The sequence below is a fragment of the Pseudolysinimonas sp. 10J20-29 genome (assembly GCF_055809595.1).
This window is the reverse complement of the sequence record NZ_CM147917.1, coordinates 2330721-2355658: the sequence shown is the minus strand read 5'-3', so window position 1 is coordinate 2355658 and position 24938 is coordinate 2330721. Positions and strand designations below refer to the sequence as shown.

Annotated in this window: 26 protein-coding genes and 3 tRNA genes; 10 read left to right on the top strand and 19 right to left on the bottom strand. The window is 69.3% G+C overall.

Annotated features, from left to right (window positions below; all coding sequences use genetic code 11):
• Positions 1-29: 29 nt before the first annotated feature.
• Positions 30-2129 carry an acyl-CoA dehydrogenase family protein gene (locus AC0L6Y_RS11400; RefSeq protein ID WP_473552437.1) on the top strand — a complete coding sequence of 700 codons (2100 nt, stop codon included), beginning with the start codon at positions 30-32 and terminating at the stop codon, positions 2127-2129.
• Positions 2130-2131: 2 nt separating this feature from the next.
• Positions 2132-2599 carry a methyltransferase family protein gene (locus AC0L6Y_RS11395; RefSeq protein ID WP_473552434.1) on the top strand — a complete coding sequence of 156 codons (468 nt, stop codon included), beginning with the start codon at positions 2132-2134 and terminating at the stop codon, positions 2597-2599.
• Positions 2600-2612: 13 nt separating this feature from the next.
• Here the strand turns inward: AC0L6Y_RS11395 and AC0L6Y_RS11390 are convergent, their stop codons facing one another.
• The 4 genes from AC0L6Y_RS11390 to AC0L6Y_RS11375 are packed head-to-tail and all read right to left on the bottom strand — an operon-like array spanning position 2613 to position 5175.
• Positions 2613-2759: a hypothetical protein gene (locus AC0L6Y_RS11390; RefSeq protein WP_473552432.1), complete on the bottom strand. Its 147-nt coding sequence runs from the start codon at positions 2757-2759 to the stop codon at positions 2613-2615.
• Positions 2760-2810: 51 nt separating this feature from the next.
• The gene (locus AC0L6Y_RS11385; RefSeq protein ID WP_473552430.1) at positions 2811-3791 is read right to left on the bottom strand and encodes an FAD-dependent oxidoreductase; all 981 of its coding nucleotides are present in this window, start codon (positions 3789-3791) and stop codon (positions 2811-2813) included.
• Positions 3755-3946 (bottom strand): PLDc N-terminal domain-containing protein, encoded by a 192-nt coding sequence (locus AC0L6Y_RS11380; protein WP_473552428.1) that lies wholly within the window; start codon positions 3944-3946, stop codon positions 3755-3757. The genes AC0L6Y_RS11385 and AC0L6Y_RS11380 overlap by 37 nt, the downstream gene beginning before the upstream one ends.
• Positions 3947-4002: 56 nt before the next feature.
• Complete coding sequence (locus AC0L6Y_RS11375; RefSeq protein WP_473552426.1) at positions 4003-5175, bottom strand: acetyl-CoA C-acyltransferase; 1173 nt, start codon at positions 5173-5175, stop codon at positions 4003-4005.
• Positions 5176-5382: 207 nt separating this feature from the next.
• On the opposite strand from AC0L6Y_RS11375, the gene AC0L6Y_RS11370 reads away from it, so the two are divergent.
• Positions 5383-6162: an IclR family transcriptional regulator gene (locus AC0L6Y_RS11370; protein ID WP_473552425.1), complete on the top strand. Its 780-nt coding sequence runs from the start codon at positions 5383-5385 to the stop codon at positions 6160-6162.
• Here AC0L6Y_RS11370 and AC0L6Y_RS11365 read toward each other — a convergent pair.
• Genes AC0L6Y_RS11365 through AC0L6Y_RS11345 form a run of 5 tightly spaced genes read right to left on the bottom strand, consistent with a single transcriptional unit; the run spans position 6140 to position 9780 of the window.
• On the bottom strand, positions 6140-6835 hold the full coding sequence (locus AC0L6Y_RS11365) for an alpha/beta fold hydrolase (RefSeq protein ID WP_473552423.1): 696 nt from the start codon (positions 6833-6835) through the stop codon (positions 6140-6142). The two genes, AC0L6Y_RS11370 and AC0L6Y_RS11365, sit on opposite strands and share 23 nt — an antisense overlap.
• 47 nt (positions 6836-6882) lie before the next feature.
• The gene (locus tag AC0L6Y_RS11360; RefSeq protein ID WP_473552421.1) at positions 6883-7599 is read right to left on the bottom strand and encodes a cation efflux transmembrane domain-containing protein; all 717 of its coding nucleotides are present in this window, start codon (positions 7597-7599) and stop codon (positions 6883-6885) included.
• Entirely contained in the window at positions 7587-7931 is a 345-nt protein-coding gene (gene cmtR / locus AC0L6Y_RS11355; protein ID WP_473552419.1) for a Cd(II)/Pb(II)-sensing metalloregulatory transcriptional regulator CmtR, read from the bottom strand. Before cmtR ends, AC0L6Y_RS11360 begins: the two co-directional genes overlap by 13 nt.
• Before the next feature lie 26 nt (positions 7932-7957).
• Positions 7958-8800 carry an ABC transporter permease gene (locus AC0L6Y_RS11350; protein WP_473552417.1) on the bottom strand — a complete coding sequence of 281 codons (843 nt, stop codon included), beginning with the start codon at positions 8798-8800 and terminating at the stop codon, positions 7958-7960.
• Positions 8797-9780 (bottom strand): ATP-binding cassette domain-containing protein, encoded by a 984-nt coding sequence (locus tag AC0L6Y_RS11345; RefSeq protein ID WP_473552414.1) that lies wholly within the window; start codon positions 9778-9780, stop codon positions 8797-8799. Before AC0L6Y_RS11345 ends, AC0L6Y_RS11350 begins: the two co-directional genes overlap by 4 nt.
• A 209-nt stretch (positions 9781-9989) precedes the next feature.
• On the opposite strand from AC0L6Y_RS11345, the gene AC0L6Y_RS11340 reads away from it, so the two are divergent.
• The gene (locus AC0L6Y_RS11340) at positions 9990-10694 is read left to right on the top strand and encodes a uracil-DNA glycosylase (protein ID WP_473552412.1); all 705 of its coding nucleotides are present in this window, start codon (positions 9990-9992) and stop codon (positions 10692-10694) included.
• Positions 10695-10738: 44 nt separating this feature from the next.
• Here the strand turns inward: AC0L6Y_RS11340 and AC0L6Y_RS11335 are convergent, their stop codons facing one another.
• Positions 10739-11752 carry a uracil-DNA glycosylase gene (locus tag AC0L6Y_RS11335; RefSeq protein WP_473552410.1) on the bottom strand — a complete coding sequence of 338 codons (1014 nt, stop codon included), beginning with the start codon at positions 11750-11752 and terminating at the stop codon, positions 10739-10741.
• A 446-nt stretch (positions 11753-12198) separates the two neighbouring features.
• On the opposite strand from AC0L6Y_RS11335, the gene AC0L6Y_RS11330 reads away from it, so the two are divergent.
• Positions 12199-12621: a replication initiator gene (locus AC0L6Y_RS11330; protein WP_473552408.1), complete on the top strand. Its 423-nt coding sequence runs from the start codon at positions 12199-12201 to the stop codon at positions 12619-12621.
• Between the two features lie 20 nt (positions 12622-12641).
• Positions 12642-13463, top strand: coding sequence for a hypothetical protein (locus tag AC0L6Y_RS11325; protein ID WP_473552406.1), 822 nt, complete (start codon positions 12642-12644; stop codon positions 13461-13463).
• Positions 13464-13870: 407 nt separating this feature from the next.
• Here the strand turns inward: AC0L6Y_RS11325 and AC0L6Y_RS11320 are convergent, their stop codons facing one another.
• A complete protein-coding gene (locus AC0L6Y_RS11320) occupies positions 13871-14344 on the bottom strand; it encodes a hypothetical protein (protein ID WP_473552404.1) in 474 nt (157 codons plus the stop codon).
• A gap of 239 nt (positions 14345-14583) precedes the next feature.
• On the opposite strand from AC0L6Y_RS11320, the gene AC0L6Y_RS11315 reads away from it, so the two are divergent.
• Positions 14584-14865: a hypothetical protein gene (locus AC0L6Y_RS11315; RefSeq protein WP_473552402.1), complete on the top strand. Its 282-nt coding sequence runs from the start codon at positions 14584-14586 to the stop codon at positions 14863-14865.
• Between the two features lie 55 nt (positions 14866-14920).
• Here AC0L6Y_RS11315 and AC0L6Y_RS11310 read toward each other — a convergent pair.
• The 3 genes from AC0L6Y_RS11310 to AC0L6Y_RS11300 all read right to left on the bottom strand — a co-directional run bounded on the left by AC0L6Y_RS11310 (position 14921) and on the right by AC0L6Y_RS11300 (position 15227).
• Positions 14921-14993 (bottom strand) — tRNA-Phe (locus AC0L6Y_RS11310).
• A gap of 64 nt (positions 14994-15057) precedes the next feature.
• Positions 15058-15131: transfer RNA gene (locus tag AC0L6Y_RS11305), tRNA-Asp, on the bottom strand.
• A 23-nt stretch (positions 15132-15154) separates the two neighbouring features.
• Positions 15155-15227: transfer RNA gene (locus AC0L6Y_RS11300), tRNA-Glu, on the bottom strand.
• A gap of 272 nt (positions 15228-15499) precedes the next feature.
• Between AC0L6Y_RS11300 and AC0L6Y_RS11295 the strand changes: the two genes are divergently transcribed.
• Entirely contained in the window at positions 15500-16756 is a 1257-nt protein-coding gene (locus AC0L6Y_RS11295; protein WP_473552400.1) for a M23 family metallopeptidase, read from the top strand.
• 27 nt (positions 16757-16783) lie between these two features.
• A complete protein-coding gene (locus AC0L6Y_RS11290; protein WP_473552398.1) occupies positions 16784-18007 on the top strand; it encodes a C40 family peptidase in 1224 nt (407 codons plus the stop codon).
• A gap of 145 nt (positions 18008-18152) precedes the next feature.
• Here the strand turns inward: AC0L6Y_RS11290 and AC0L6Y_RS11285 are convergent, their stop codons facing one another.
• Positions 18153-18647, bottom strand: coding sequence for an inorganic diphosphatase (locus AC0L6Y_RS11285; protein ID WP_473552396.1), 495 nt, complete (start codon positions 18645-18647; stop codon positions 18153-18155).
• A 46-nt stretch (positions 18648-18693) separates the two neighbouring features.
• Here AC0L6Y_RS11285 and tilS point away from each other — a divergent pair, with 46 nt between their 5' ends.
• Positions 18694-19791: a tRNA lysidine(34) synthetase TilS gene (gene tilS / locus AC0L6Y_RS11280; protein ID WP_473552395.1), complete on the top strand. Its 1098-nt coding sequence runs from the start codon at positions 18694-18696 to the stop codon at positions 19789-19791.
• 55 nt (positions 19792-19846) lie between these two features.
• On the opposite strand, the gene AC0L6Y_RS11275 is transcribed toward tilS, so the two are convergent.
• Genes AC0L6Y_RS11275 through AC0L6Y_RS11260 form a run of 4 tightly spaced genes read right to left on the bottom strand, consistent with a single transcriptional unit; the run spans position 19847 to position 24829 of the window.
• Positions 19847-21502 (bottom strand): DUF885 family protein, encoded by a 1656-nt coding sequence (locus AC0L6Y_RS11275; protein WP_473552392.1) that lies wholly within the window; start codon positions 21500-21502, stop codon positions 19847-19849.
• Entirely contained in the window at positions 21499-22542 is a 1044-nt protein-coding gene (locus AC0L6Y_RS11270; protein ID WP_473552391.1) for an LLM class flavin-dependent oxidoreductase, read from the bottom strand. Before AC0L6Y_RS11270 ends, AC0L6Y_RS11275 begins: the two co-directional genes overlap by 4 nt.
• Before the next feature lie 3 nt (positions 22543-22545).
• Positions 22546-23634: an LLM class flavin-dependent oxidoreductase gene (locus AC0L6Y_RS11265; protein WP_473552389.1), complete on the bottom strand. Its 1089-nt coding sequence runs from the start codon at positions 23632-23634 to the stop codon at positions 22546-22548.
• Between the two features lie 16 nt (positions 23635-23650).
• Entirely contained in the window at positions 23651-24829 is a 1179-nt protein-coding gene (locus tag AC0L6Y_RS11260; RefSeq protein WP_473552387.1) for a pyridoxal phosphate-dependent aminotransferase, read from the bottom strand.
• Between the last annotated feature and the right edge of the window lie 109 nt (positions 24830-24938).

Sequence of the window (24938 nt, the reverse complement as noted above, 5' to 3'; positions counted from 1 at the left end):
GTCAGGACCTCACGAGGGAGTTGTGTGTCATGACCGATCTGGTCGATCGTCCCGCCGCTGCGGACGCAAATGGTTTCGAGAACACCGAGACGAGCGCGATCGAGACGAGCGCTCTGAACGTCGACGTCGCCGCGCTCGGGGAGCAGCTGCTCGGCCGCTGGGCCGAGGCCCGCCGCCGCTCGCGCGAGTTCATGAAGAACCCGGCGATGTGGCGCGACCCCGCGCTCGGCATGGATGAGCACCGCGAGCGCGTGCTCGGCCAGCTGAAGCTGCTGGTCGAGAACGGCTCCGTGCACCGCGCCTTCCCGAAGAAGTTCGGCGGCGACGACGACCACGGCGGGTTCCTCGCCGCCTTCGAGGAGATCGTCACCGCCGACCCCTCGCTGCAGATCAAGTCCGGCGTGCAGTGGGGCCTGTTCGCCTCGGCGATTCTGCACCTCGGCACCGAGAGCCACCACGAGCGCTTCCTGCCCGCGGCCCTCAGCCTCGAGGTTCCCGGCGCCTTCGCGATGACCGAGACCGGTCACGGCTCCGACGTCGCCTCGATCGGCACGACCGCCACCTACGACGAGGCCGCCGACGAGTTCGTCATCCACACGCCGTTCCGCGCCGCGTGGAAGGACTACCTCGGCAACGCCGCCCTGCACGGCACCGCCGCCGTCGTGTTCGCGCAGCTCATCACCAAGGGCGTCAACCACGGGGTGCACGCGTTCTACGTGCCGATCCGCGACGAGAACGGATTCCTCCCCGGCGTCGGCGGCGAGGACGACGGGCTGAAGGGCGGCCTCAACGGCATCGACAACGGCCGCCTGCACTTCACCGAGGTCCGCGTCCCGCGCACCAACCTGCTCGACCGCTACGGCCACGTCGCCGAGGGAGGCCAGTACACCTCGCCGATCGAGAGCCCCGGTCGCCGCTTCTTCACGATGATCGGCACCCTCGTGCAGGGCCGTGTCTCCCTCGACGGAGCCTCCGTCGTCGCGAGCAAGATGGCCCTCATGATCGCGGTGCGCTACGCCGCCGCGCGTCGCCAGTTCGCCGACGGCACCGACCGCGGCGAGGTGACGCTGCTCGACTACCAGCGCCACCAGCGCCGCCTGCTGCCGCGTCTCGCCGCGACCTACGCGATGTCGTTCGCGCACGAGACCCTGCTCGAGAAGTTCCACGCGGTGTTCTCCGGCGCCGAAGACACCGACGACGACCGCCAGGAGCTCGAGACGCTCGCCGCGGCGCTGAAGACCTTCAGCACCTGGAAGGCGCTCGACATCCTGCAGGAGAGCCGCGAGGCGTGCGGCGGCTCCGGCTTCCTCGCCGAGAACCGCCTCACCGGACTTCGCGCCGACTTCGACATCTACGTCACCTTCGAGGGCGACAACAACGTGCTGCTGCAGCTGGTCGGCAAGCGCCTGATGTCGGACTACGCGCGACGCTTCGCCAAGGCGGATGCGGGCGCACTGGCCGCACTCGTCGCCGGGCAGGTCGGCGACGTCGCCATCAACCGCTCGGGGCTGCGCGCGCTCGCGCAGAAGGTCGCCGATTTCGGCTCGACCGCCCGCTCGATCGGCTACGTGCGCGGCACCGACGCGCAGCGTCAGCTGCTCACCGACCGCGTCGAGAGCATGGTCGCCGAGCTGGCCGGGCACCTCCGCGAGGTGGGCAAGCTGCCCGCCGAGGAGGCCGCGGCCCTGTTCAACCGCCACCAGAACGACCTCATCACCGCGGCGCGCGCCCACTCCGAGCTGCTCGAGTGGGAGGCGTTCACCGAGGCGCTCGACGAGGTGGCGGATGCCGACACCAAGCAGGTGCTCACCTGGCTGCGCGACCTGTTCGGCTTCACCCTCATCGAGGACAACCTCGACTGGTACCTGCTCCACGGCCGGCTGTCCGGGCCGCGTGCACGCGCCATCACCGACTACATCGACGACCGGCTGCTGCCGCGGCTGCGTCCGCACGCCGTCGACCTGGTCGACGCGTTCGGCTACGAGCCCGAGCACCTGCGGGCGCCGAACGCGACGAGCGCCGAGCACGAGCGTCAGGAGGAGGCCCGCGCCTACTACCGCGACCTCGAGGCGACCGGGCTGGCGCCGGTGATGGAGAAGGCTCCGAAGAAGGCGTCGAAGAAGGGCTGACCGTGAACCGGCGGGCGATCGGCATGGCGCTCGTCGGCGTGCAGTTCGTGCTGCTGGCCGCGATCGTGCTGCTGCCGTGGACGACGCCGTTCTGGGAGCGCACACCCCTCGCGCTCGTGATCGGCGGCGCGCTCGCGCTCGCCGGAGCCGTGATCGCGGTGCTCGGCGTCGTCGGGCTCGGCCGGTCGCTGACCGCCAACCCGGTGCCGCTGGAGAGCTCGGAACTGGTGACGAGCGGGCTGTACGGGCGGGTGCGGCATCCGATCTACAGCGGTCTGCTGCTGGCGGCGCTCGGCGTGATGCTCGCCGCCGCGACCTGGTGGCACGTCGCCGCCTGGGTGGCGCTCGTCGTGCTGCTGACGGTGAAGGCGCGTTGGGAGGAGCGGATGCTGCTCGAGCGCTACGACGGCTACGCCGAGTACGCGCGCCGAACCGGCCGATTCATCCCGGGCATCGGGCGAATCGGCTGAGTCGACGCGAGGCCTAGTGCTTCGTGGCCTTCGTCACCGCGTCGGTGTTCGCCGTGCGAGCGTTCGATGCGCGCTTGTCGGCCTTGGCGAGACGCTTTTCCTTCAGCGTCTTCGATGCGGCGGTCTTGGGGCTGCTCTTGCGAGCGGATTTGTCACCCATGAGGGCTCTCCTTGGTGAGCCGAAACGGCTCTCTGCTCGTGAGCGTACGCCCTACAGCTGCGCGGTGAGTGCAGTGACGGCTTCGGCGCAGCCCCAGGAGAGGGTGACGCCCGAGCCGCCGTGGCCGTAGCAGTGGATGACCGGACGACCCTGCGCATCCGGAATCGTCTCGACGCGCACCTCGCGGCGGCCCGGGCGAAGACCCACGGCACGGGAGGTGATGGGCGCCTCGCGCAGCTCCGGGATGAGCGCGCGCACCCGCTCCAGCACGCCCGCCTCGACGGCCGGGTCGAGGTCGAGGCCCCACTCGCCCTCCTCGTCGGTGCCGCCGCACACGATCTCGTCGAGGCGGGGGATGACATAGGTGAGGCCGTCGGGGTTGGCGTAGTCGAGCGTCCACTCGAAATAGCCGGGGTTCTTCAGGCGCACCGTCTGGCCGCGCACCGGCACGACGTCGGCGTCGGCGGCGAAGTCATTCGATGCCAGACCGGCGGCGAGCACGACCAGCTCGCCATGCTCGAAGGCCTCGTCGAGCTCCGAGATCTCGGTGCGACGTGTCTGGACGCCGCGGGCGTCGCACTGGGCCTGCAGCCAGGGCAGGTAGTACGACATGTCGATGACGGGCACCGTGCACTCGCTCGCCGAGAGCACCCCGTCGGGCAGCTCGGCGGGGTCATCGATGGTCGTCACCGACGGCACCGCGACGGTCCACCACAGGTCAGGGGCGGGGGTGCGGTGCAGCACCCGGCCGCGCTGCATCCGCACCCCGGTGGCCGGGTCGGCCGCGAGCGTCTCGAAGCGCTCGAAGGTGCGTGCACCCCAGGCGAGCACGCGATCGGCGGGCGCGGCGCGGAACGGGAACCAGACGGCTCCGGCCCGAGCGGACGTGGTGTCGCCGAGCTCGTCGCGCGCGAGCACCGTGACGTCGTGACCGGCGTCGCGGAGTTCGAGTGCGCAGCTCAGGCCGATGACCCCGCCGCCGACGATGGCGACTCTCAGCGCGTGACCTTCCCGCGTCCGAAGATCAGCCACAGGATCGAGCCGAGGATGCTGAGGAAGAACGCCACGAGCGTCCAGATCACCTTGCCGAAGAAACCGTGATTCGGATTCTTGACGATCGAGACGAGCGTGATGATGAAGATGATGAGCGGGACGATGCCCGCGAAGCTGAGAGAGATCGGATCCACGGGTCGATGCTAGCGGGCACGCTCGGCGAGCACCTGGGCCGCCTCGCGGTGCGGGCTCAGAGCGCTTCGAGGATGATCGCCGAGCCCTGACCGCCGCCGCCGCAGATGCCCGCCGCGCCGACCGAGCCGGTGCCGGCGGCGCCCAGACGCCGGGCGAGGTGCCCGACGATGCGGGTGCCGGAGGCGCCGATCGGGTGGCCGAGCGCGATGGCGCCGCCGTGCGCGTTGACGAGCGCGGGGTCGACGCCGAGCACGCGCGTCGACTGCACGGAGACCGCGGCGAAGGCCTCGTTGATCTCGATCGCCGCGAGCTCGTCGGCGGCGAAGTCGGTGCGGGCGAGCGCCGACTCGATGGCGCGGGCGGGCTGCGAGTGCAGGGTGACGTCGGGGCCGGCGACGAAGGCGTGCGCGAGGATGCGCGCGAGCGGGTGGATGCCGCGGATGCGCGCCTCGTCCTCGTGCATCACCACGACCGCGGCGGCGCCGTCGGAGATCTGCGAGGAGTTGCCGGCCGTGATCGTGCCGTCTTTCGAGAACGCGGGGCGCAGGGCGCCGAGCGACTCGACGGTGGTGTCGGCGCGGAGTCCGTCGTCGGTGTCCACGGTGGTGCTGCCGCGGCGGGAGGTGACCTCGAACGGCGCGATCTCGCCGGCGAGGAACTCGGTCGAGGCGGCCAGTCGCTGGTGCGAGGCCGCGGCGATCTCATCCTGCTGCTCGCGCGTGATGGCCAGGCCCGGGTTGCGCTCCTCGGTGGAGAGGCCCATCGAACGTGACTCGAACGCGTCGGTGAGGCCGTCGTGCTCCATGGTGTCGATCAGCTCGATCGCGCCGTAGCGGGTGCCGGTGCGGGAGCCGGGCAGCACGTGCGGGGCGAGCGACATGGACTCCTGGCCGATCGCGACGACGATGCGCGCCTCGCCGGTGGCGATGAGGCGCGCGGCGGCGGTGACCGCCTCCGTGCCGGAGAGGCAGACCACGTTGAGGGTCTGCGCCGGGACGTCGTAGGAGAGGCCGGCGGCGATGGCGGACTGCCGGGCGGGGTTCTGGCCAGCACCGGCCTGCAGCACCTGGCCGGCGAAGACGTGGTCGATGTCGTGGGCGGTGAGCCCGGCGCGGGAGATCGCCTCGGCGGCCGCGTGTCCGCCGAGGGCGGTTGCGGGGACGGTGGCGAACGCGCCGAGGTAGCGAACGAACGGGGTGCGGGCGTAGCCCGCGATGACGGCGCTCATCGGATGCCGCCGACGCGGCTGCGAGTCACGGGTTCGTTGTTCGACCACATAGTGGGCACCGGGCTTCCTTGTCCTGTCCGACGATCTTCGTTCCCACGCTAGGAGTTTCGAGCATCCGGGTCAATCATCTGCCGCGCGGGGGTCGCGACCTCGTCAGGTCGTGAGCACGCGGGCGAGTGCTGTCTACTATGTGAGCACGAGGTGGCGATGAGTGCAGAGGTTCACGGCAGTCAGGTCGTGCGGCGGGTGAGCGCGATCCTGCGCGTCGTCGGCGCCCACGAACCGGGCGGGATCACGACGGCGCTCGTCGCCGAGCGCACCGCGCTGACCCGCCCGACCGCGCACCGACTGCTGCGCGCGCTCGCCGCCGACGGCCTGCTCGACCAGGACGAGGACCGCACGCACTGGCGTCTGGGGCCGGAGGCGTATCTGCTCGGCACGGTTGCGGCATCGCGTTACGACGTCGTCAACGCGGCGCGGGAGAGCGTGCGACTTCTCGCGGACCGCACCGGCGAGAGCGCGTTCTTCTCGATGCGGCGCGGCGAGGAGACGGTCTGCCTGCTGCGCGAGGAGGGCAGCTTCCCGGTGCGGTCGTTCGTGCTGTCGGAGGGGGTCCGCTTCCCGCTCGGGGTGGCGTCGGCCGGTCTGGTGACCCTGTCGTTCGAGTCGGATGAGCGGATCGACGAGTATCTGACGCGCGCGCGGCTGGAGCGCGAGTGGGGGCCGGGGCATTCGGCGGAGGCGATTCGCGAGCGGGTGGCTGCGACGCGCGAGGCCGGCTACGCGGTGAACCCGGGGCTCGTGCTGGAGGGCAGCTGGGGCATGGGCGCCGCGGTCTTCGACGACCGGGGCGAGCCGCGCTGGGCGCTGAGCCTGACCGGGATCGAGGCGCGCTTCCGCGCCGAGCGTCAGCCCGAGCTGGGTCGGCTGCTCGTCGAGCAGGCCCACCTGGTCTCGCAGCGCATCAGCCCAGCGCCGTCTCGATGATCGAGGCGAGCTCGTGCGGCTTGGTCAGCTGCGGCCAGTGGCCGGTCGGCAGCTCGACGATCTCGCGGTCGCGCATGCGTGCGAGCTCCGCCACATAGGGGTGCCCGCCGGCGATGAACTGCTCGAGCAGCTCGCGCGGCATGGAGCAGGTGATCACCGTCACCGGCACGTCGTAGCGGCGCTCGTCGCTGAGCTGCTGCGGCTCGGTGGCCACCCCCACCGGTTCGGGCACGGCGATGCGCCGGAACTCGGCGCGCAGGCTCTCGTCGAGGTCGGCGAGGTCTTCGTCTCCGAAGGCGCCCCAGTCGGGCAGCGGGATTCCGTGGCCCTCCGGCTCGAAGTCGTCGTTGATGACGGCGCCCTCGCCGAGCGGACCTGAGTCGACGTAGACGACGCGCGCGATGCGCTCGGGTCGCGCATCCACGACGCCGTGGGCGATAGCTCCGCCGCCGGAATGCCCGACGAGCGCCACCGGTCCGGTGAGCTCATCGACCAGGGCGACGACCGCCTCGATGTGGGTGCGCAGGCCGATGCCCGCCTGGTCGGCGGCGGCCGACTCCTTGCCGGGCAGGGTCGGGGTGAGCACGTGGTGCCCCGCCGCGACGAGCGTCGGCGTGATGGGCGCCCAGGATTCGCCCTGCAGCCAGAAACCGGGAATCAGGATGACGTGCATGCGCGTCACGCTACGCCCGACCGCCGACGCTGTCGACGGGAGGAGGCTCAGTCGTGGTCGTGGTCGTGGTCGTGGTCGTGGTCGTGGTCGTGGTCGTGCGCGTCCTCATCCTCATCCTCGAGCAGCATGCCCACCGAGGTCGCGCAGGTGTCGCCCTGCCAGGCCTCGATCCCTTCGCGGATCGCGAAGGCGGCGATGAACAGCGCCGCCACCGCGTCGGCCCAGGCCCATCCGAAGAGCGAGTTGAGCGCGAGGCCCGCCAGCACGGCGACGGAGAGGTAGGCGCAGATCAGCGTCTGCTTCGAGTCGGCGACGGCGGTGGCGGAGCCGAGTTCGCGTCCGGCGCGGCGCTCTAGCAGCGAGACCATCGGCATCACGACGACGCTGAGCGCGGTCAGCACGAGTCCGACGGTGCTGTGCTCGGGTTCGGTCACCCCGGCGAGCGACAGCACCGCGCTCACGGTGACATACGCGGCGAGCACGAAGAACGAGACGGCGATGACCCGCAGGGTCGGCTTCTCCCAGCGCTCCGGATCCTTGCGGGTGAACTGCCAGGCGACCGCGGCGGCCGACAGGACTTCGATGACCGAGTCGAGGCCGAATCCGATGAGCGCCGCGGAGGAGGCGACGGTGCCGGCGGAGATCGCGATGACCGCTTCGATGGCGTTGTAGCCGATCGTGAATCCGACGATCAGGCGGATGCGGCGCTGCAGGACGGCGCGGCGCGCGTCGGTCAGGGCGACGGCGGCGCTCACTCGCAGCACCCGTCGACGGCGCAGTTCGGGTTGTCGCAGGCGGCGCCCGCGTCGACCGTCTCGACCACGGCGAGCAGGTCGGTGAGCGCATGACTCAGGTGCGGATCCGCGATCTCGTAGCGCGTCTGGCGCCCCTCCGGCGTCGCGGTCACGAAGCCGCAGCCGCGCAGACAGCTGAGGTGGTTCGAGACGTTGGGGCGCGTGAGGTCGAGGTCGCGGGCCAGCTCGGCCGGGTATCCGGGGCCGTCGAGGAGGGCGAGCAGGATGCGCGCCCGGCTGGGATCGGCCATCGCTCGCCCCAGCCGGGTGAGCACATCAACACGCGTCGGAATGGTCAGCATGCACTGACCATACAGTCAACGCTGAACTACCGCGACAGCGTCGCGAACTTGCGGATCGACAGCGGCACGAACACCAGCAGCAACACGACGACGCCGATCAGCACGGTGGCGATCGGGTTCTGGGCGGTCCAGGCATCCCCGGTCGGGGTGCCGGGCGGCACATTGCCGAACAGCTCGCGCGCCGACTGCACGAGGGACGAGACCGGGTTCCATTCGGCGAAGATGCGCAGCGGGGTGGGCAGGTTCTCGCTCGGCACGAACGCGTTCGAGATGAAGGTCAGCGGGAACAGGACCAGGAACGAGGCGTTGTTGATGATCTCGGGGCTTCTGACGCTCATGCCGAGGAACGCCATCACCCACGAGAACGCGTAGGCGAACAGCAGCAGCAGGCCGACGGCAGCGAAGAACTCGATCGGTGAGGTGTTCACGCGCCAGCCGACGATGAATCCGGTGCCCATCATCACGGTCATCGCGAGCGCGTTGATGACCAGGTCGCCGTTGGTGCGGCCGATCAGCACCGCCGCGCCGCTCATCGGCAGGGTGCGGAAGCGGTCGATGATGCCGTCCTTGAGGTCTTGCGCCATCGCCGAGCCGGAGTAGGTGGAGCCGAACACGACCGTCTGCGCGAAGATCCCGGCCATCAGGAACGAGGTGTATCCCTCGCCGGGAATGTCGATCGCGGCGCCGAAGACGTAGCTGAACAGCAGCACGAACATGATCGGCTGGATGAGGCTGAACACCAGAACGTCGGGCACCCGGACGATCTTCATCATGTTGCGCCAGGTCATGACCCACCCATCGGAGAGCAATCGGCTGAGCGGGGTGCCGGGGATCGCCTGCAGCGTTCCGGTGGTCGTCTGGGTGCTCATGCGGGGGCCTCCGTCGACTCGTCTTCGGGCTGTTCGGCGACATGCCCGGTCAGCTGCAGGAACACGTCGTCGAGGGTCGGGCGGCGCATGCCGGCGTCGTGCAGCGCGATGCCGGCGGCGGATGCGGCGCCGACGATCGCGCTGAGCGCCGCCGGCCCGTCGTCGACGGGGACAATCCAGGTGCGCCCGCCGGTGAGCGCCGGTTCGCCGGTGCCGAAGCGCGCCAGGATGTCGCGCACGGCGGCGCCGTCGGCCGGGTCGACAACGGTGAGGGCCACGCGCTGCCCGCCCACCGACGACTTGAGCTCATCGGCGGTGCCCTTCGCGATGACACGGCCCTCGTCGATGACCGAGATGGAGTCGGCGAGCCGGTCGGCCTCGTCCAGGTACTGGGTGGTGAGCAGCACGGTGGTGCCGTCGGAGACGAGGGTCTCGATGACATCCCAGAGGCCCAGGCGGCTGCGCGGGTCGAGGCCGGTGGTCGGCTCGTCGAGGAACAGCACGGGCGGTTTGATGACGAGCGCGCCGGCCAGGTCGATGCGGCGGCGCATGCCTCCCGAGTAGCCCTTCACGGGGCGCTTCTGCGACTCGACCAGGTCGAACAGCTCGATCAGCTCGGTCGCCCGCTGCTTCGCGACCTTGGTGCCCAGGTGGTAGAGCTTGCCGACCATGACGAGGTTCTCGAAGCCGGTGAGGTTCTCGTCGACGGCCGCGTACTGCCCGCTCGCGCCGATCATCCGGCGGATCGCCTGCGGGTCGTCGAGCACGTCGACGCCGTCGATCGTGGCGGTGCCGGAGTCGGGGCGGATGAGGGTGGTGAGCACCTTCACCGTCGTCGTCTTGCCGGCGCCGTTCGGCCCGAGCAGCGCGGTGACGGTGCCCTGCGGCACCTCCAGGTCGAGTTCGTCGAGGGCGCGCACGACGGGCGCCCCCTTCGGGGTGTAGGTCTTGACGAGTCCGGACGCCTCGATGAAAGCCATGCGGCGGATGTTACTCGGGGTAGGTGACGGGACGGCGAGGGACTAGGTCGAACCCAGTCGGTGGCGCGCGTCATGCCGCCGCGTCGTCAGTACGCTGTCCTTGGACGAACGTGAGGCGCGTGCACGTCACGTGTGGCCGCGAGAGGCGAACCGACTTGAGTGCAAAAGCGACAGCGCGTTGTCTTCCCCGGGACTGGGAACGAGCGTTGATGGCTTCCGGCTTCGGGCGTGAACTCTTGGATGAGCTGAATGCCACGACGGCCGAGATGTACACGTCATCGGCAGAAGTGCTTCCTTCGCACGACTTGGTGTTCCGCGCATTTCACGAAACGCCGTTTCGGAAGGTACGGGTAGTCGTCCTCGGTGAGGACCCGTATCCGGTGAGCGGGAAGCCCGACGGCCTCGCTTTCTCGATCGCCAACGGAAACCGAGTCGACGGTTCATTGAGCCGGATCTTCGACAACCTTGAGAGGGATCCGGAGGTGAGGTTCCGTCGCCCCGTTCGGGGTGACCTGACTTCGTGGGCGCGCCGAGGCGTCCTGTTGCTGAACAGTGCGCTGACGGTGGAGCCAGTGCTTGCCGACCCTGTCTTGCGACGGGCCAACAAGAAGCGACACTCGCAACACTGGCATGACTTCACGCTTCATGTGCTCCGAGCGGTGATGGCACGTCGACGCCGTGTTGTCTTCTTACTCTGGGGCGATAAGGCTGCGGAGGTTTTCGATGCTGTCGGTGGAGATGCCAGCCACGCTCACATTGCGCTCCATTCGGCGCATCCATCTCCACGAAACAGCCGTGGGCGGAAGACGACTCGGACGCCGTTCATGGAGTCGTGGTGTTTCTCCGAAGCTAATCGCGCGCTTCGATGCCGCCGGGTCAACTGGCAGTTGCCCGGGCCATTTCTTGAAGTCTAGTTTCAGATGTCAGAGCCTGAGTGCCGGGCCGAGCGCGTGGGCATTCAGCTGCGGCCTCGCCAATCGATTGGCGTCTTTCCGGCTGACACGAGCAGCTCATTGGTCTTGGAGAACACGCCCGATCCGTAGAAGGCAGGCAACGAGCCGACTGTTGAGTTCGTCCTAGGCGAAGGGTGCATCGTCGCCAGGGCTCGGCCCGAAGCTGAAATCAGGGGCAGGAAGCTCTGGGCAGGCTGGCCCAACAGGACGAACACGACGCCGTTGTTGCGTGAGTTGAGAGTCTCAATCGTCGACTTGATGAGAGGGTGCCAGATCTGCGCGTGACGTCTCGCGTTCTCTCGTGCAGTCGACTCGTCAGGGCTTGGCTGAACCGTCAGGCTGGCATTGAGGAGGAGGACGCCTTGCCTCGCCCAATCGGAGAGGTCGCTACGCGTTCTGCGTGGCCCGCCCAGATCCCGATGCAGCTCGTCGAAAATTGCGCTCAACGTTGGCGGGGGCGGTTCCGTTGAGCTGAAGGCCAATCCGTCCGCTTTGCCCGGCGTCGGGTACGGGTCGGCACCAATCACGACAACTTTCGTACTTGCCTCCGACGTGTACCAATATGCTTTGAACACGACTTCCGGCGGCGGATACACGACACCGACCGCATACGCGGCATTTCGCCGAGAATGGGCGATGTCTACCATTCGCTCTTGTACGCCCCAATTGCCGTAGCCAGACCACGCGGGGTTAAGTCCTGATCCAGGGAATGTCTCGAATCCCGGTGGAGCTGTTGGCGCCGGTCGCCGCACCGTGTTGGAGTGGGGCTCCGATGCGTCTGCCGTTCCGAAGAGCTTGTCCCCAAGCCACGCGAGGATCCACGCTGCGATCCAGCCGACCGGTGTCATCAGCCCGATCCCGGCACCTATGACGAAATGCATGAACTCGGCGCCGTCGGCGTAGCCGTCGCCTGGGCGGCTAGAGCTCTGCATATAGAGTCCGCATGCGATGCTCACGATCGCGAGGGAGACGTAGAACGACCGCATGCTCTCGTCGCGCGGCTTGCCAGCCTCAGTCACGCCAGTCCATAGGTGCCGTGCTTCGCATTGGATGAGCGAGACCCACCGGCCAGCGTGATTCGGGCGGCGCCTCCTGGCCCAGTCTCGGTGTCACGCGAGTCATCGTACTGGTATCCGACGCTTCCTCGCTTCCCAAAGCGGCGACAATCGGTGGTCAAGTCCGTGGTGTGGCCGAGCCGTGTCTTCTGGGTTCGCAAATGAAGCAAATGAGTGAACGGCCCAGTAGTAGACGAACGCCCGTCGCGTGGGGGTGTTTCAAGTGGTTCTGGCGGGTGGTGACCCCGTGAAATGACGAACATCGCGCGCGGGTTTGGTGCCGCATCTGGGCGGCGGTGACTCCGGATGAGGCTTCTAGAAGGGCCTAACTCGATGCCTTCGGTCTGAGTTCGTCCGTTCAAGACGCGCTCGGGTGTGCACGTGCGTTGCCAGTCGCGCGTGCGGAGCCAGTGCGCGTCGTGCGCGGAGCTGTATCGGGGCGACTGGCGGTGATTGTGCGCTCTGGTGTGTTCGATGGCCCGGTTGAGCACTTCCGCTCCTACCTGCTGACGCTGACTGCTCCGTCGTTTGGTCGGGTCCATCGCGTGCCGAAGGGGGAGACGCCCGTGGGTGTCTGCGGCTGCGGCACGCGGCACACGTTGGAGGATGCGGACCTGCGCGGGGTGCCGCTGGATTCCTCGACGTATGACTACGCGGGGCTGGTCGCGTGGAACCGCGAATCGGGGGTGTTGTGGGATCACACGCCAGGCGACCGCGGTGCGGGTGTGCCCGGTACGGGTGGATCCGCGTCGCTGGGAGCGCCGGAGGCGCGGCTCGCGGGCGCCTTCCTGGCGCGGAGCTCGGCTCTGCGTGGCACAGTAGTTGAGCGTTGATCGCGGCTACTGTTCGGGGTGTGAGTCAGCCCAAGACCTACTCGATGCATTTCCACTTCCCCACTCAGAGTGAGCCCTTTTTCAACACCTGGGGGATTCGTGCATCTGTTGAGCTGGAGCCTGATCCTGGTGAGAGTGTGATTTCTGCGGCGATGTCCGCACTACGTGATCTCGGCGGAGACCTCGCCGAGGTCGCGGAAGAAATGTATGACTACAAGTCGCCGTGGCACCTCGAGTTCAATCTCCTTCGGGTAGGTGCGTCCGCCGACGACTACGTGTCGCTATCGGACGATGTGCCGATGCCTTACGTAGTTCGGGACGACTACGGCGAGTACTCGGGCGTTCTGGTGCTCGCACCGCACTTGAGTGATTCCTACCCCGACGCCACATTCGACGATCTAGACGTGGCGGTGGAGGCCGGGTACGTGTCGGCGCAGCCGACACAGATCGTAGTGCGCTTGCAAGGAGGTCGTGGCGGGGATGCCCCGCCGCTCTCTGACATCGTGATCTGGCTCTTGGATCACGGCGTAGATATTGGGATCACGGCTGTCGCTGAGTTCGCGGCTTATCGGCTGATTAGCTCGGCACGGAGCCGGCGACGGACGAGTCGTGAGGACCGGCACGCGCGTTTTCTGGCGTCCGAATGGGCGTTCCGCAACATCTCGCGCCCCGCAGCACTTCGCCTGTGGATCGACACTAAGGGCGAGTGGAGCGTGCGCGAGGTAGCCGACAGGCTCACGCTCAGCACTAAGAGCGCCAGGCAACTGCTGCGAGCCGTCGGCTACGAGGAGGACGCGCTGGCGACGTGGCGCCCTGGTACCTCGCGAAGGTCCAAACGTTGACGGAACGTTTGGTTGCGCGACGAGGATCGAAGCTCCTTGATCTTGTAGGGGAATTGTGGAAGCTCTCACTGCCGCCTCCTGTAGCGCCATAGTCCGGTAGTCGCAATGCTCCGGCGGGTCGTGCTGCTGTCGTCGGGATCGCCGCTCGCCGCCCTCGGAGCGCTGACCTTTCTCGCGAGCTGGAACAACTTCATCTGGCCGCTTCTCGTCATCCAGTCGTCGGGCTCGACAACGGTTCCCCTGAGGCTCGCCGCGTTCCGTGGTTCATTTGGCGCGGACTGCGGTCAGATCCGTGCGTTCTCCCCGTCGTGCTGCTCTTCGTCATCATGTGGCGATGGATTGTCGAGAGTGTCGCCACGAGTGGCCTTGAAGCAGTCAGTCCGGCTGGGCGGACCGGGATGCGCGGTTCAGGGGTCGGACGGCAACGCTGCGTGCGGTAGCGCGGTGTCATCGCACTCGGAGCCGATGCGGACCCGGAAGCCGCAATCAGGGCAGTCGAGTTCGTCGATCGGACGTCTGTCTGCTCTGCTCCCTGAGTCGCCGTACCACTTGCCAATCGCATTCTGAGGATGTGGGATGTACCAGCTGCCGCTCCGCGAGCGCTCGGGGCGTGCATCGCCGGAGGCCGCTGCCGCCTCTTCCTCAGTGGCGAACCCCTCGGTGAACCCGAACTCGACTCGGAGTGCACGGCCCCCGTCGCGGCGGATCGCCCTGAAGTAGCGCTTCTGCGAGGCCGGTGCTTCGTAGCGGTCGACCCCGACGTGATCCACGATCCGTTGGACAAAAGAGAGGTTTTCGAGTGGAAAGCGAAACGCCTGGAACGCCTGCCCGAGGGTCCCCCAGTGCGTGCGGTCGGCGGCGGTCTCGGATTCATCGCTCATGACAACAACGTAGCCCGCAACTCGAGGACTCCACACGTTGGCCAGTGTCGGTTGCCGTGGCGCTGCCGGGGCCTGCACTGCGGAGCCAGGCGGGCGCGGAAAAGTGTCGGATGCTCGCCTTATGTTCGAAGTGAAGGCGGACGACGGAGGTCACGATGACGCAAACCTGGAGTTCCTGCTCCTTTCCGAAGCGAGAGTCCGGTGGGTGGGCGTTCAAGTTCACACGTGAGTCGGAGTCGATGATCTTCTTCCGCATCGATGACGACGACGTCGCCAAGATCGCGGATGCGCTCGGCACGACCGTGGCGGGGCTGGCGGACGGTCGCCCCGATGTCGTCGAGGCATGGGAGTCGTTCACGGCGGATGTCGGCGAGCACGAGTTCGAGAGCAAGCTCGGGATCACCGCGACGCCGTACGCGCAGTGGGTTCCCGGTGGCGACTTCGGCTACTTCTACGAGTTCAGCGCCGAGGGTGAACTGCAGCACGTTTTCGGCGAGGGCGAGCGGAAGCCCTCGTCGTGAGGGTGGACGCGGCCCGTTAACAAACGAAAGCCCCCATCGTCATGGGGGCTTCGAGTGGCTCCGACGGGCGTCGATCCCGTGACCTCACGATTTTCAGTCGTGCGCTCTACCAACTGAGCTACAGAGCCTCGGGAACATGTTCCCGATGTGGAGCGAGCCTCTCCAGATTCCTCAGGAGAGGCTCGCTTTCCGCGACCCTGACGGGACTTGAACCCGCGACCTCCGCCGTGACAGGGCGGCACGCTAACCAACTGCGCTACAGGGCCTTGCTATTTGATTGTGTGTTGAGTGACCCCAACGGGATTCGAACCCGTGCTGCCGCCGTGAAAGGGCGGTGTCCTAGGCCACTAAACGATGGGGCCATGAAATAAATCACATAGCAACCGAGGGTCAAGCATACGCACGGCGCGCCAAAAACTCCAATCGACGCAATCGGCCGTTTCGGCGCGCGCAACACGGCCTTCCCAGCCACCCGGGTTAGGTTCAAGCCAGGGTCGAGGGTTACGGCGCTGTGGCACGAGACATCCCAATGTTTTCAATGCTGGGCAAGTCTCGGGGTTGTTGCTAATGTGACTCGTGTTGCCTTTGTGACTCGTGTGGGCCAAATCCACGTCACGAAGATTTGAGGAAAATCATGGGATCACATCCCGGCCGGGGGGCCGTGGGCGCGAGCCGCATCGCACACTGGCGGGCGGCGCGCCCGCGGACGGCCGCGCTCCTGCTCGCGCTCGCCCTCATTCCCGCGCTCGGTGTCGCCGCACCTGCGCCCGAGACCGCCCGCGCGGCGGTCCTCGTCGACTACCCCAGCTGGGACGACGTTCAAGACGCCAAGGCCGACGAGGCGGCCGCGAAGGCGGAGATCACGCGCATCAAGGCGCTGCTCGCCGATCTCGAAGACGAGGTCGCGGCGACGCAGAAGGTCGCCGAGGAGAAAGGCACCATCTACGCGGAAGCGCAGACCGCCTACGACGAGCAGGCCTACATCGCCCAGCAGCTGAAGGAGCAGGCGGATGCGGCCCAAGAAGAAGCCGATGACGCCAAGCGCACCGCAGCCCAGCTCATCGCCAACCTCTCCCGCGGCGCCGCCGGCACCGACCTGACGGCGACTCTGTTCGCGCAGAGCGACGAAGCGGATGCGCTCCTCTACAACCTGTCGGCGCAGCAGAAATTCAGCTCCACCAACCAGCAGCTCTACACGCGGGCGGTGCAGCTGCAGAACAACGCGCAGTCGCTGACCGATCAGGCGGCGGTGGCGCAGGAGCTGCTCGACGAGCTCCGCGCGATCGCCGAGGCGGCCTTCGAAGAGGCGCAAGACGCCGCGATCGCCGCGCAGGAGGCCTACGACGCCCAGGCCGAGAACAAGGCGCGCCTGGAGGCGCAGCTTGAGGTGCTCACCACCAAGCGCGAGGTCACCGAAGCCGACTACCGGGCCGGCGTCGAGGCGCGGGCGGCCGCATCCGGCGGGGTCGTCAACGCGCAGGGCTGGGCCAACCCGACCTCCGGCTACATCTCGAGCCACTTCGGCATGCGCTACCACCCGATCTACCACGTGTGGAAGCTGCACTCGGGAACCGACATCGCGGGCGGCGGCTACAACGCCCCCATCTACGCGGCGGCCGACGGACGCGTCGTCTACGCCGGCTACTACAGCGACCTCGGCTACTACATCAAGATCGATCACGGCGGCGGGATCGTCACCGGCTACGCCCACATCAACACGGGCGGGATGCTCGTCTCGGTCGGCGAGATCGTCATCGCCGGGCAGCAGATCGCGAAGGTCGGCTCAACGGGGGGCTCGACGGGACCGCATTTGCACTTTATGGTCTACCAGAGCGGGGTTCTCACCAATCCCGTCACGTTCATGCAAGACCGGGGGGTCACGCTTGGCTGAGCACGCACGGAGCGAACAGGGCCGCTGATGACAGCGAGCCGGCGCTTCAGGGGGGCGACGGCAGTAGCCATCGCTCTCGTCGTCGCGCTCGCACCCGGCGTCGCCGCGCACGCGGCCCCGATGCCCGACTACCCCAGCTGGGACGAGGTCGAGGCGGCCAAGGCGGACGAGGCGGCCAGCGCGGCTGCCGTCGCGCAGATCGAGGCGGCGCTCGCCGCACTGGAGGCGGAGGCCGCCGAGCTCGGCAAGGTCGCGCTGCTGCGGGCGGAGGAATCCGACCTGGCGCAGCAGGAACTGGATGCCGCGACCGTGCGGGTCGAGAACCTCGAGGCGCGCTCCGAGGAGGCCCGCGACCAGGCCGACGCGTCGGCTCGACGGGCCGCGCAGATCCTGACCCAGCTGTCGCGCACCGGCGGGGGCGATCCGACGCTCGCGCTGCTGTTCGGCTCGGCAGAGGACACCGACGAGGTGCTCTCGATGCTGGCCTCCATGTCGCGCCTGAGCGAGACCTCGCGCGCACTGCTCGAGCGAGCGGTGTTCGACCGCAACTCGGCCGACTCGCTCGCCGCCGAGGCGGAGCTCGCCGAGGAGAAGCGCGGCGAACTGGCCGAGGTGGCCGCCGAGGCGCTCGCCGAAGCCGAAGCGGCCGTGGAGGAGGCGCAGGCGCGGGTCGAGGAGACGCGGGCCGACTCCGAGCGCATGTACGCGCAGCTGGCGAGCCTGAAGAACACCTCCGCCGACTTGGAGCAGGCCTACCAGGAGGGTCTCGCCTGGGAGCGGGAGCAGGCCGCGGATCCGACACCGCCGGTGCCGCCCGCCGACGACCCGGACCCGCCCGCCGAGGACCCGGCCCCGCCGGCCAGCGACAAGGTCTCGGGAGCAATCAGCTACGCCCGTGCCCAGCTCGGCGAGCCGTACGTGTGGGGCGGTGCCGGACCGAACGGCTGGGACTGCTCCGGGCTCACGATGATGGCCTACTCGTCGGTCGGCGTCTCGATCGGCGGGCACGGCTCGACCAGCCAGTACAACTACCTGAAGCCGGCCGGGAAGCTCGTCAACATCGCCGACCTGCAGGCCGGGGATCTGCTGTTCTACTCCGACGGCGGGTCGACGACGGGCACGAAGTACCACGTCACGCTGTACGTCGGCAACGGCAAGATGATCGAGGCGCCGTACCCGGGGCAGGTCGTGCGCGAGGTGTCGATCCGGTACGGCGATCTGGTGCCGTACGCGGGGCGCCCCACCGGCTGACGCGGGCGCGGTTTCGATACGCCGCTCGCGCGGCTGCTCAACCCGTTTGCCGGTCGAGTAGCCGACGAAGTCGGCGTATCGAGGCCAGGGGTGCGCGGCGGGCGCGGTTTCGATACGCGCTGCGCGCTGCTCAACCCGCCGGGGGCTAGTGGGTGGGGGGCACGTAGGCGGCGAGACCCGCCTGCACGACGCGCTCCGCCTCGGCGGCGTCGCCCCAGCCCTCGGTCTTGACCCACTTGCCGGGCTCGAGGTCCTTGTAGTGCTCGAAGAAGTGCTCGATCTCTTTGCGCTTGTACTCCGGGACGTCGTTGATGTCCTGGATGTAGTCCCAGCGCGGGTCCTTCGCGGCGACCGCGATGACCTTCGCGTCGCTGCCGCCGTCATCCGTCATGTTGAACACGCCGACGACGCGCACGCTCATGCCGATGCCGGGGAACAGCGGGTACTCGCCGAGCACCAGAACGTCGACCGGGTCGCCGTCGAGGCCGAGGGTCTTCTCGAAGTAGCCGTAGTCCGTCGGGTAGGCCATCGGCGTGTAGAGCACGCGATCGAGCATGACGCGACCGGTCTCGTGGTCGATCTCGTACTTGTTGCGGCTGCCCTTCGGCACCTCGATGGTGACGTCGTAGTACTCGGCCATATCCTCGGTCTCTCGTCGCAAGTGGTTCTCGCATTACGTTAGTCGAATGGTCGCGCGTCCGAGACTCACCCCGGCGATCGCCGACCTCCGGCGGGCGGTCCGCACCGCACTCTTTTCAGGAGTTTCCGTGACGGGTGGGACTGGTGAGGCCGCCGACGCCACTTCCGCCACACATGTCACACCAACTCCTGAAAACGGAATCGTGTTGGTGGCGCTCAGCGGCGGCGGCGACTCGCTCGCCCTCGCGGCGGCGACCGCCTTCGAGGCACCCCGGGCGGGCTGGCGGGCGGCGGCGGTCATCGTCGACCACGGGCTGCAGGACGTCTCGGCCGAGGTCGCCGAGACCGCGGCGGCGCAGGCGCGCGAGCTCGGCCTCGACCCGGTGACGGTCGTGCGCGTGAACGTGGCATCTGACGACCCGGCCGGCCCCGAGGCGGCGGCCCGGGCGGCGCGCTACGCGGCACTGGATGCGGCGGCCGACGAGCTTGGCGCCGACGCGATCCTGCTCGGCCACACCCTCGATGACCAGGCGGAGACGGTGCTGCTGGGTCTGGCGCGCGGCAGCGGCGCCACGAGCCTGCAGGGGATGCCCGCCGAGTCCGGCCGCTACCGGCGGCCGCTGCTCGGCATCCCGCGGGCGACCACCCGGCAGGCCTGCGTCGACGCGGGCCTGGCGTTCTGGGACGACCCGCACAACGTGGACGCGCGCTACACCCGCGTGCGGGTGCGGGAGCGGGTCCTGCCGGTGCTCGAGTCCGAGCTCGGCCCCGGCGTCGCCGAGGCGCTGGCGCGCACCGCCGAGCAGCTCCGCGAAGACACTGCCGCCCTCGACGCCTTCGCCGAGGAGGTGGCCGAAGACGTCGTCGAGCTGGAGGAGGCGGGCGTCTCGCTTTCGGTGGCGGCGCTCACCGCGAACCCCGCCGCGCTGCGGCAGCGGATCATCCGGCTGGTGGCGCAGAGCGAGTTCCACGAGGCGCTCAGCCGCACGCACACCCTCGAGATCGCGCGACTGGTCACCGACTGGCGCGGGCAGGGCGCCGTGGCGCTGCCTGGCTTCACGGCGGAGCGCCGCGGAGGCCGCATCCACCTCATCTCGACGCGCGCCGGCGAGCTCACCGGGCAGAAGCCGCCGCACGACCACTGACCGCGTTCACCCGCGCCGGAGCCCGGGCGAACGCGCGCCGGATGAGCCGACGCGATCAGCCGACCGGGTCGGCCAGTTCGGCCAGGTCCGCGTCGAGGCGGTCGATCGCCGAGCGGTCGCCGAGGATCTCCCACCGCAGCAGCGAGAACGGCGTATTGCCGTGCTGCCAGACCGCGTCGTGGATGCGGCGGAAGCTGAACTCCTCGCCCCAGGCCGCGATCGCATCCGCCACCAGGGCCAGCATCTGCTGCTTGCCCACGTGGTACGACATCGCCAGGCCCGGCGTCGCCAGGTACATGGCCGACTCCTCGCGGGCGGTCTCGGCATCCATCGGCACGGCGTTGACGAAGTGCTCGATCGCCTGCGTCAGCGTGAACTCGCCGGTCGCCAGGTTGACGTCGGCGATGACGCGCAGCGCGCGCAGCCGGGTGAAGTTGTGCACCACGGTCTCGGAGTGTGGGGCGTCGTCGAAGAGCCCCGCCATCAGCATCATCTCCTCGTTGTAGTGCGCCACCCCCTCGTTGGCGCTCGAGTCGATGTAGCGGCGCCGGATCGGGCTGGCCGAGGCCCAGCTGAGGGCGAGCTGCTGGTAGTGCGCGCCCTCATGGATGATGCCCAGCCGCGGATCCTTCGCGTTGGCGGCGTAGAAGTACGGCAGCTCGGTGCGCGGCTTCGGCATGTACGAGACGGCGTTCTGCGCGAGCCGGTGCTCGTCGGTGAGGTCGTCGGGCACGCCGAGGCTGCGCAGCTGCTCGATCCACGGCGGCATCTCCGCGATCAGGTAGTGCTTCAGGCTCTCGGGCTGGCTGAGCAGGTCCTCGCGCTCGTAGAAGTCGCGGATCTGGCGCTCGTGGCGCGCCTCGGTGTCGATCTGCTCCTCGATCGTGCGCGCGAGCTCGGCCGGCGGTGCGTTGCGGTAGCGGTTGCGGGTCAGCTGCTCCCAGACGATGGCGCGGTTCAGGTCCTGCGTGGCGGCGCGCACCAGGTCGTCCGGGTCGTCGGGGATGAGCGCGACCGCGCGCAGGAACCAGACGAAGCTGTCGCGACCGACCGCGCGCGCGGGCGCCATCCGGTCGGCGGCGTCATCGAGCCACGCGCACCACTCGTCGAGTGCGGCGGCGGCGGCCTCCGCGGCGGCGCCGAGCGCGGCGTGCCGGGTCGGGTCGACGTGGATGCGGAGCGCCTCCTCGGCGGTGCGCACCCGCGTGCCGATGCTCTCCATCTCGGTCACGGCGGCGCGCGCGAGGTCGGCGACGCCCTGCTCCTCGAGGTGGGCGCGGGCGACCTCGACCTGCGCGGGCACGGCCGCCAGCACGGCGATCAGTGCATCCTGGCGAGCGTCGTCGTAGGGCGGCAGCGGCAGGGTGAGGTCGTAGAACGGGCCGAGGATCTGCGAGAACTGGAACACCGCGTTGCGCTCCGCGTTGCGGGTGACGTTCAAGTCCCAGTGCGCGCGGTTCAGGATGGCGCCGGCGAGGCGGTGCTCGATCTGCGCCGACGGCGTCGCGGCGGAGGCGTCCACCGCGCGCCAGCGTGCGCGCAGCTCGGCGATCTCGACCCGGCGGCGCTCGAGGGCGGCGGGGGTGAAGTCGGGCATCCAGCCGACCGGGTGCGGCAGGCGGGGGATGTCGTCGCTGGAGTGGAAGGCCCAGCGGAGGGTCGCCTCGACCACGTCGCGCGCGAGGGTGCCGAGTTCGTCGTCGTGGCTCATCTGTCAGATCCAATCGGGGTGGGGTCGGTGGCGGTCTCGGCGCGCAGCGCGGGCAGCACGGTGCTGCCGAGCAGGGCGATCGAGGCGAGCGGGTCGGGACCGAGCGGCGGCCCGAAGCTGAGGTGGCGTGCGCCGAGGGCGAGCAGGTCGCGGCTGCGCGCGAGCACGTCGGCGGGTCCGCCGCACATGCCCATCCGCAGCATGGTCGGCGTGATCGCGTCGGCCGCCGCGTCGGCGTCGCCGCGGGCGAGGTGACGCTCGGCCGCGACGAAGTCCTCCGGCTCGAGTCCCAGCTGGCCGAGCAGGAACGGCGAGAAGGCGGGGCCGTAATACGCCAGCTTGAGGGCGAGGGCGCGCGCCGCGGCGGTCGGATCCTCGTCGAGGGAGAGCCAGACGCAGGCGGGCGTGTCCAGGTCGTCGAGCGTGCGGCCGGCGGACGCGGCACCCTCGGCGATGTGGGCGCGCGCGGTCGTGAAGTGCTCCGGCGGCAGATGCAGAGCGATCACGCCGTCGGCCTCGGCGCCGGCGAAGGCGAGCATCCGCGGGCTCATCGCGCCGATGTAGATCGGCACCCGCGTCGACGGCGGGGTGAAGCGCAGGCGGGCGTCGGCCGTCCAGCCCTCGCCCGCGCCGTCGACCTCGACCGGGGCGCCGCCGTCGAGCAGGGCGCGGATCGCGCGCAGCGCCTGCCGCGTGGTCGTGAGCGGGGTGGGCTGGTCGATCCCGACCCAGTTCAGGAACTCAGCGGATCCGGCGGCCAGTCCCAGCAGGAAGCGTCCGCCGCTGAGCTCCTGCAGCGTCGCGGCCGTCATCGCCAGTTCGGCGGGGTGCACCGTGTACGGGTTCATGATGCCCGTGCCGATGCGCAGCCTCTCGGTGCGCTGCGTGATCGCCCCGAGCACCGCCGGGGCGGAGTGCAGCATCAGATCGTTGGAGATCCACAGCTGGTCGATCCCCGCCGCCTCGGCGGCCTCGGCGACCGCGATCAGCTCGCGGCTGTCGAGGTCGTTGTTGATGCGAAGACTGACCGTAGTCGCCACGGGCTACTCCTGCCCGATCAGGCGGCGCCGCAGCTCGCCGAGCTCGGTGATCGACTGCCGCGTCAGCTCGTCGCTGACGAGCGGGTACTTCGAGCGGAACATCACGTGCAGGTTCTCGCCGACCAGTTCGCGCACCTCGGCGAGGATCGGCAGCACGTCGTCGACGGTGCCGAGCAGCAGCTCGCGGCGGCGCTGGGCGATCTGCTGCTCGCTGAGCATTCCCGGGTACCAGGTCTCGTACTCGGCCGGGTCGAGGCCGTACCAGTCGCCGTAGACGCGGCGCGTGAGCAGATACGACTCCTCGACCGCCGCCCACGCCGCATCCGCACCGTCGGGGTGGAGGAAACCGCCGACGTTGAGGGACAGCGCGGGGGCGGTCGAGTCCCGACCGTGTCGGTCGAGGGCCTCGCGGTACTGCTCGAGCACCGCCGAGACACGGGTGATGAGGCCGCGGTTGCCGCCGGAGCCGCGCTCGTACTCGTCGGCGTCGGTGCCCGCATCCATGCAGAAGCGGTCGCCGAGGCGAGCGGCGCGGTCGATCGCGGCGGGCGCGTGGCCGCCGAGCATGATGGGCGGACCGGCCGGCCGCTCCGGAACCGGGCTCACCCGGATGCCGGTGCGGGTGTAGTGCCGACCGACATGATCGATCTCCTCGCCCGCCCACGCCTGCCGGCAGATGTCGATGAGCTCCTCGGTGCGGCCGACGCGGTAGCGGCGCTCGGTGCCGAAGCCCGCGTACTCGATGTCGCGGTAGCCGAGCCCGAGGCCGAGCACGAAGCGGCCGTTCGAGAGCACGTCGAGGAACGCGGCGTCCTCCGCCATCCGCACCGGGTCGTGCAGCGGGGCGAGGGCGAGGCCGTAGCCGACGGTGATGCGGTCGGTCGCCTGCAGCATCGCGCCGCAGTAGGCGGCGAGCGAGCCGACGAAGTGCGCCTCGTGGAAGTGGTGCTCGCTCACCCAGACGCTGTCGAGCCCGGCGGCCTCCGCCGCCTGCACCTGCGCGATCGATTCGCGCAGCGACTCGCCGTGGCTGAGTCCGAGCGCGGGGTGCCATTCCCCGGTGAATACTCCGAGTCCGAGTTCTACGGCCATGGTGGTGCCTCCGTCTTCAGTGTGCCGCGTGGGCGGCGAGGTCGCGGGCTCCGCCCGAGGTTTCGCGGTACCAGTCGGTCAGGATGCCGACGCCCTGGCGGATCGCGTCGGTCGAGGTGGCGAGCGAGAGGCGCAGCGCGTGCGGGGCCTGGAACCCGAAGGCCGTGCCCGGCGCCGTCGAGACGCCGCGCTCGACGAGGTCGAGGGCGGAGGCCCGGGCGTCCGAGGTCTCGTGCAGCGGCACCATCGCGTAGAAGGCGCCTCCGGGGCGCGGCACGGCGATGCCCGCCTCGGTGAGCAGCTGGAGGGCGAGGTCGCGGCGTTCGCGGTAGGCGTTCCGCATGGTGGCGACGGGCGTCTGGTCGCCGGTCAGGGCGGCGAGGGCGGCGGCCTGCGTCACGGTCGACAGGCACGCGACGGAGGATTCGAGCACGCGGGTCACCGGATCGACGAGCCACTCCGGCACGAGCGAGTATCCGACGCGCCACCCCGTCATCGCGTAGGTCTTCGACACGCTGAACACCGACACCGCGTGCTCGGGGATGAGGCTCGCCATGCTCACCGGCTCGCCCTCGAACACGATCTCGTCGTAGACCTCGTCGCTGAGCACGAGCACGTCGCGCTCGCGAGCGATCTCGGCGATCTCCGCCATGACGGCGGGGGGAGCGACGCTCCCGGTCGGGTTGGAGGGGGAGTTCAGCACGAGCACGCGCGTCTCGGCGGTGATGGCGCGTCGGATGTCGTCGGGGTCGACGATGTAGTCGCGCTCGGCGCGCAGCGGGTAGCGGTCGACGCGGCCGCCGGCGAGGATCGCCTGCATCTCGTAGTTGGGCCAGGCGGGGTCGGGGATGAGCACGGCGTCGCCGGGCGACACCATGGCGCGGATCACCGCGTCGATGGCGTGGACGGCGCCGTGGCTGATGAGCACCCGCGAGGCGGGCGCATCGAAGCCGTAGCGGCGCTCGATCGACGCCGCGGCCGCGCTGCGCAGCAGGGGCGTGCCGGCGGCCTGCACGTAGGAGCTGCCGCGCCGTGCCGACTCGACGGCCGCCTCGACGATGTGCGCCGGGGTGGCGAAGTCGGGCTCGCCGATCTCGAGGCGCACGATCGGCCGGGAGTCGACGAGAACAAGGTCGACGATCTCGCGGATTCCCGAGTGCGGAAGCACGCCGGTGGCGGGGGTGGGGTGCGGCATGACGGCCCTTCGAAGCGATGCGCGCCCCGGGGGCGCAGATCTCGTATGTTTATCGTTGACGCGATTGTATCGTCCGTTTGTAAACTGAAAATGGCAGTCGGGTTTCCTT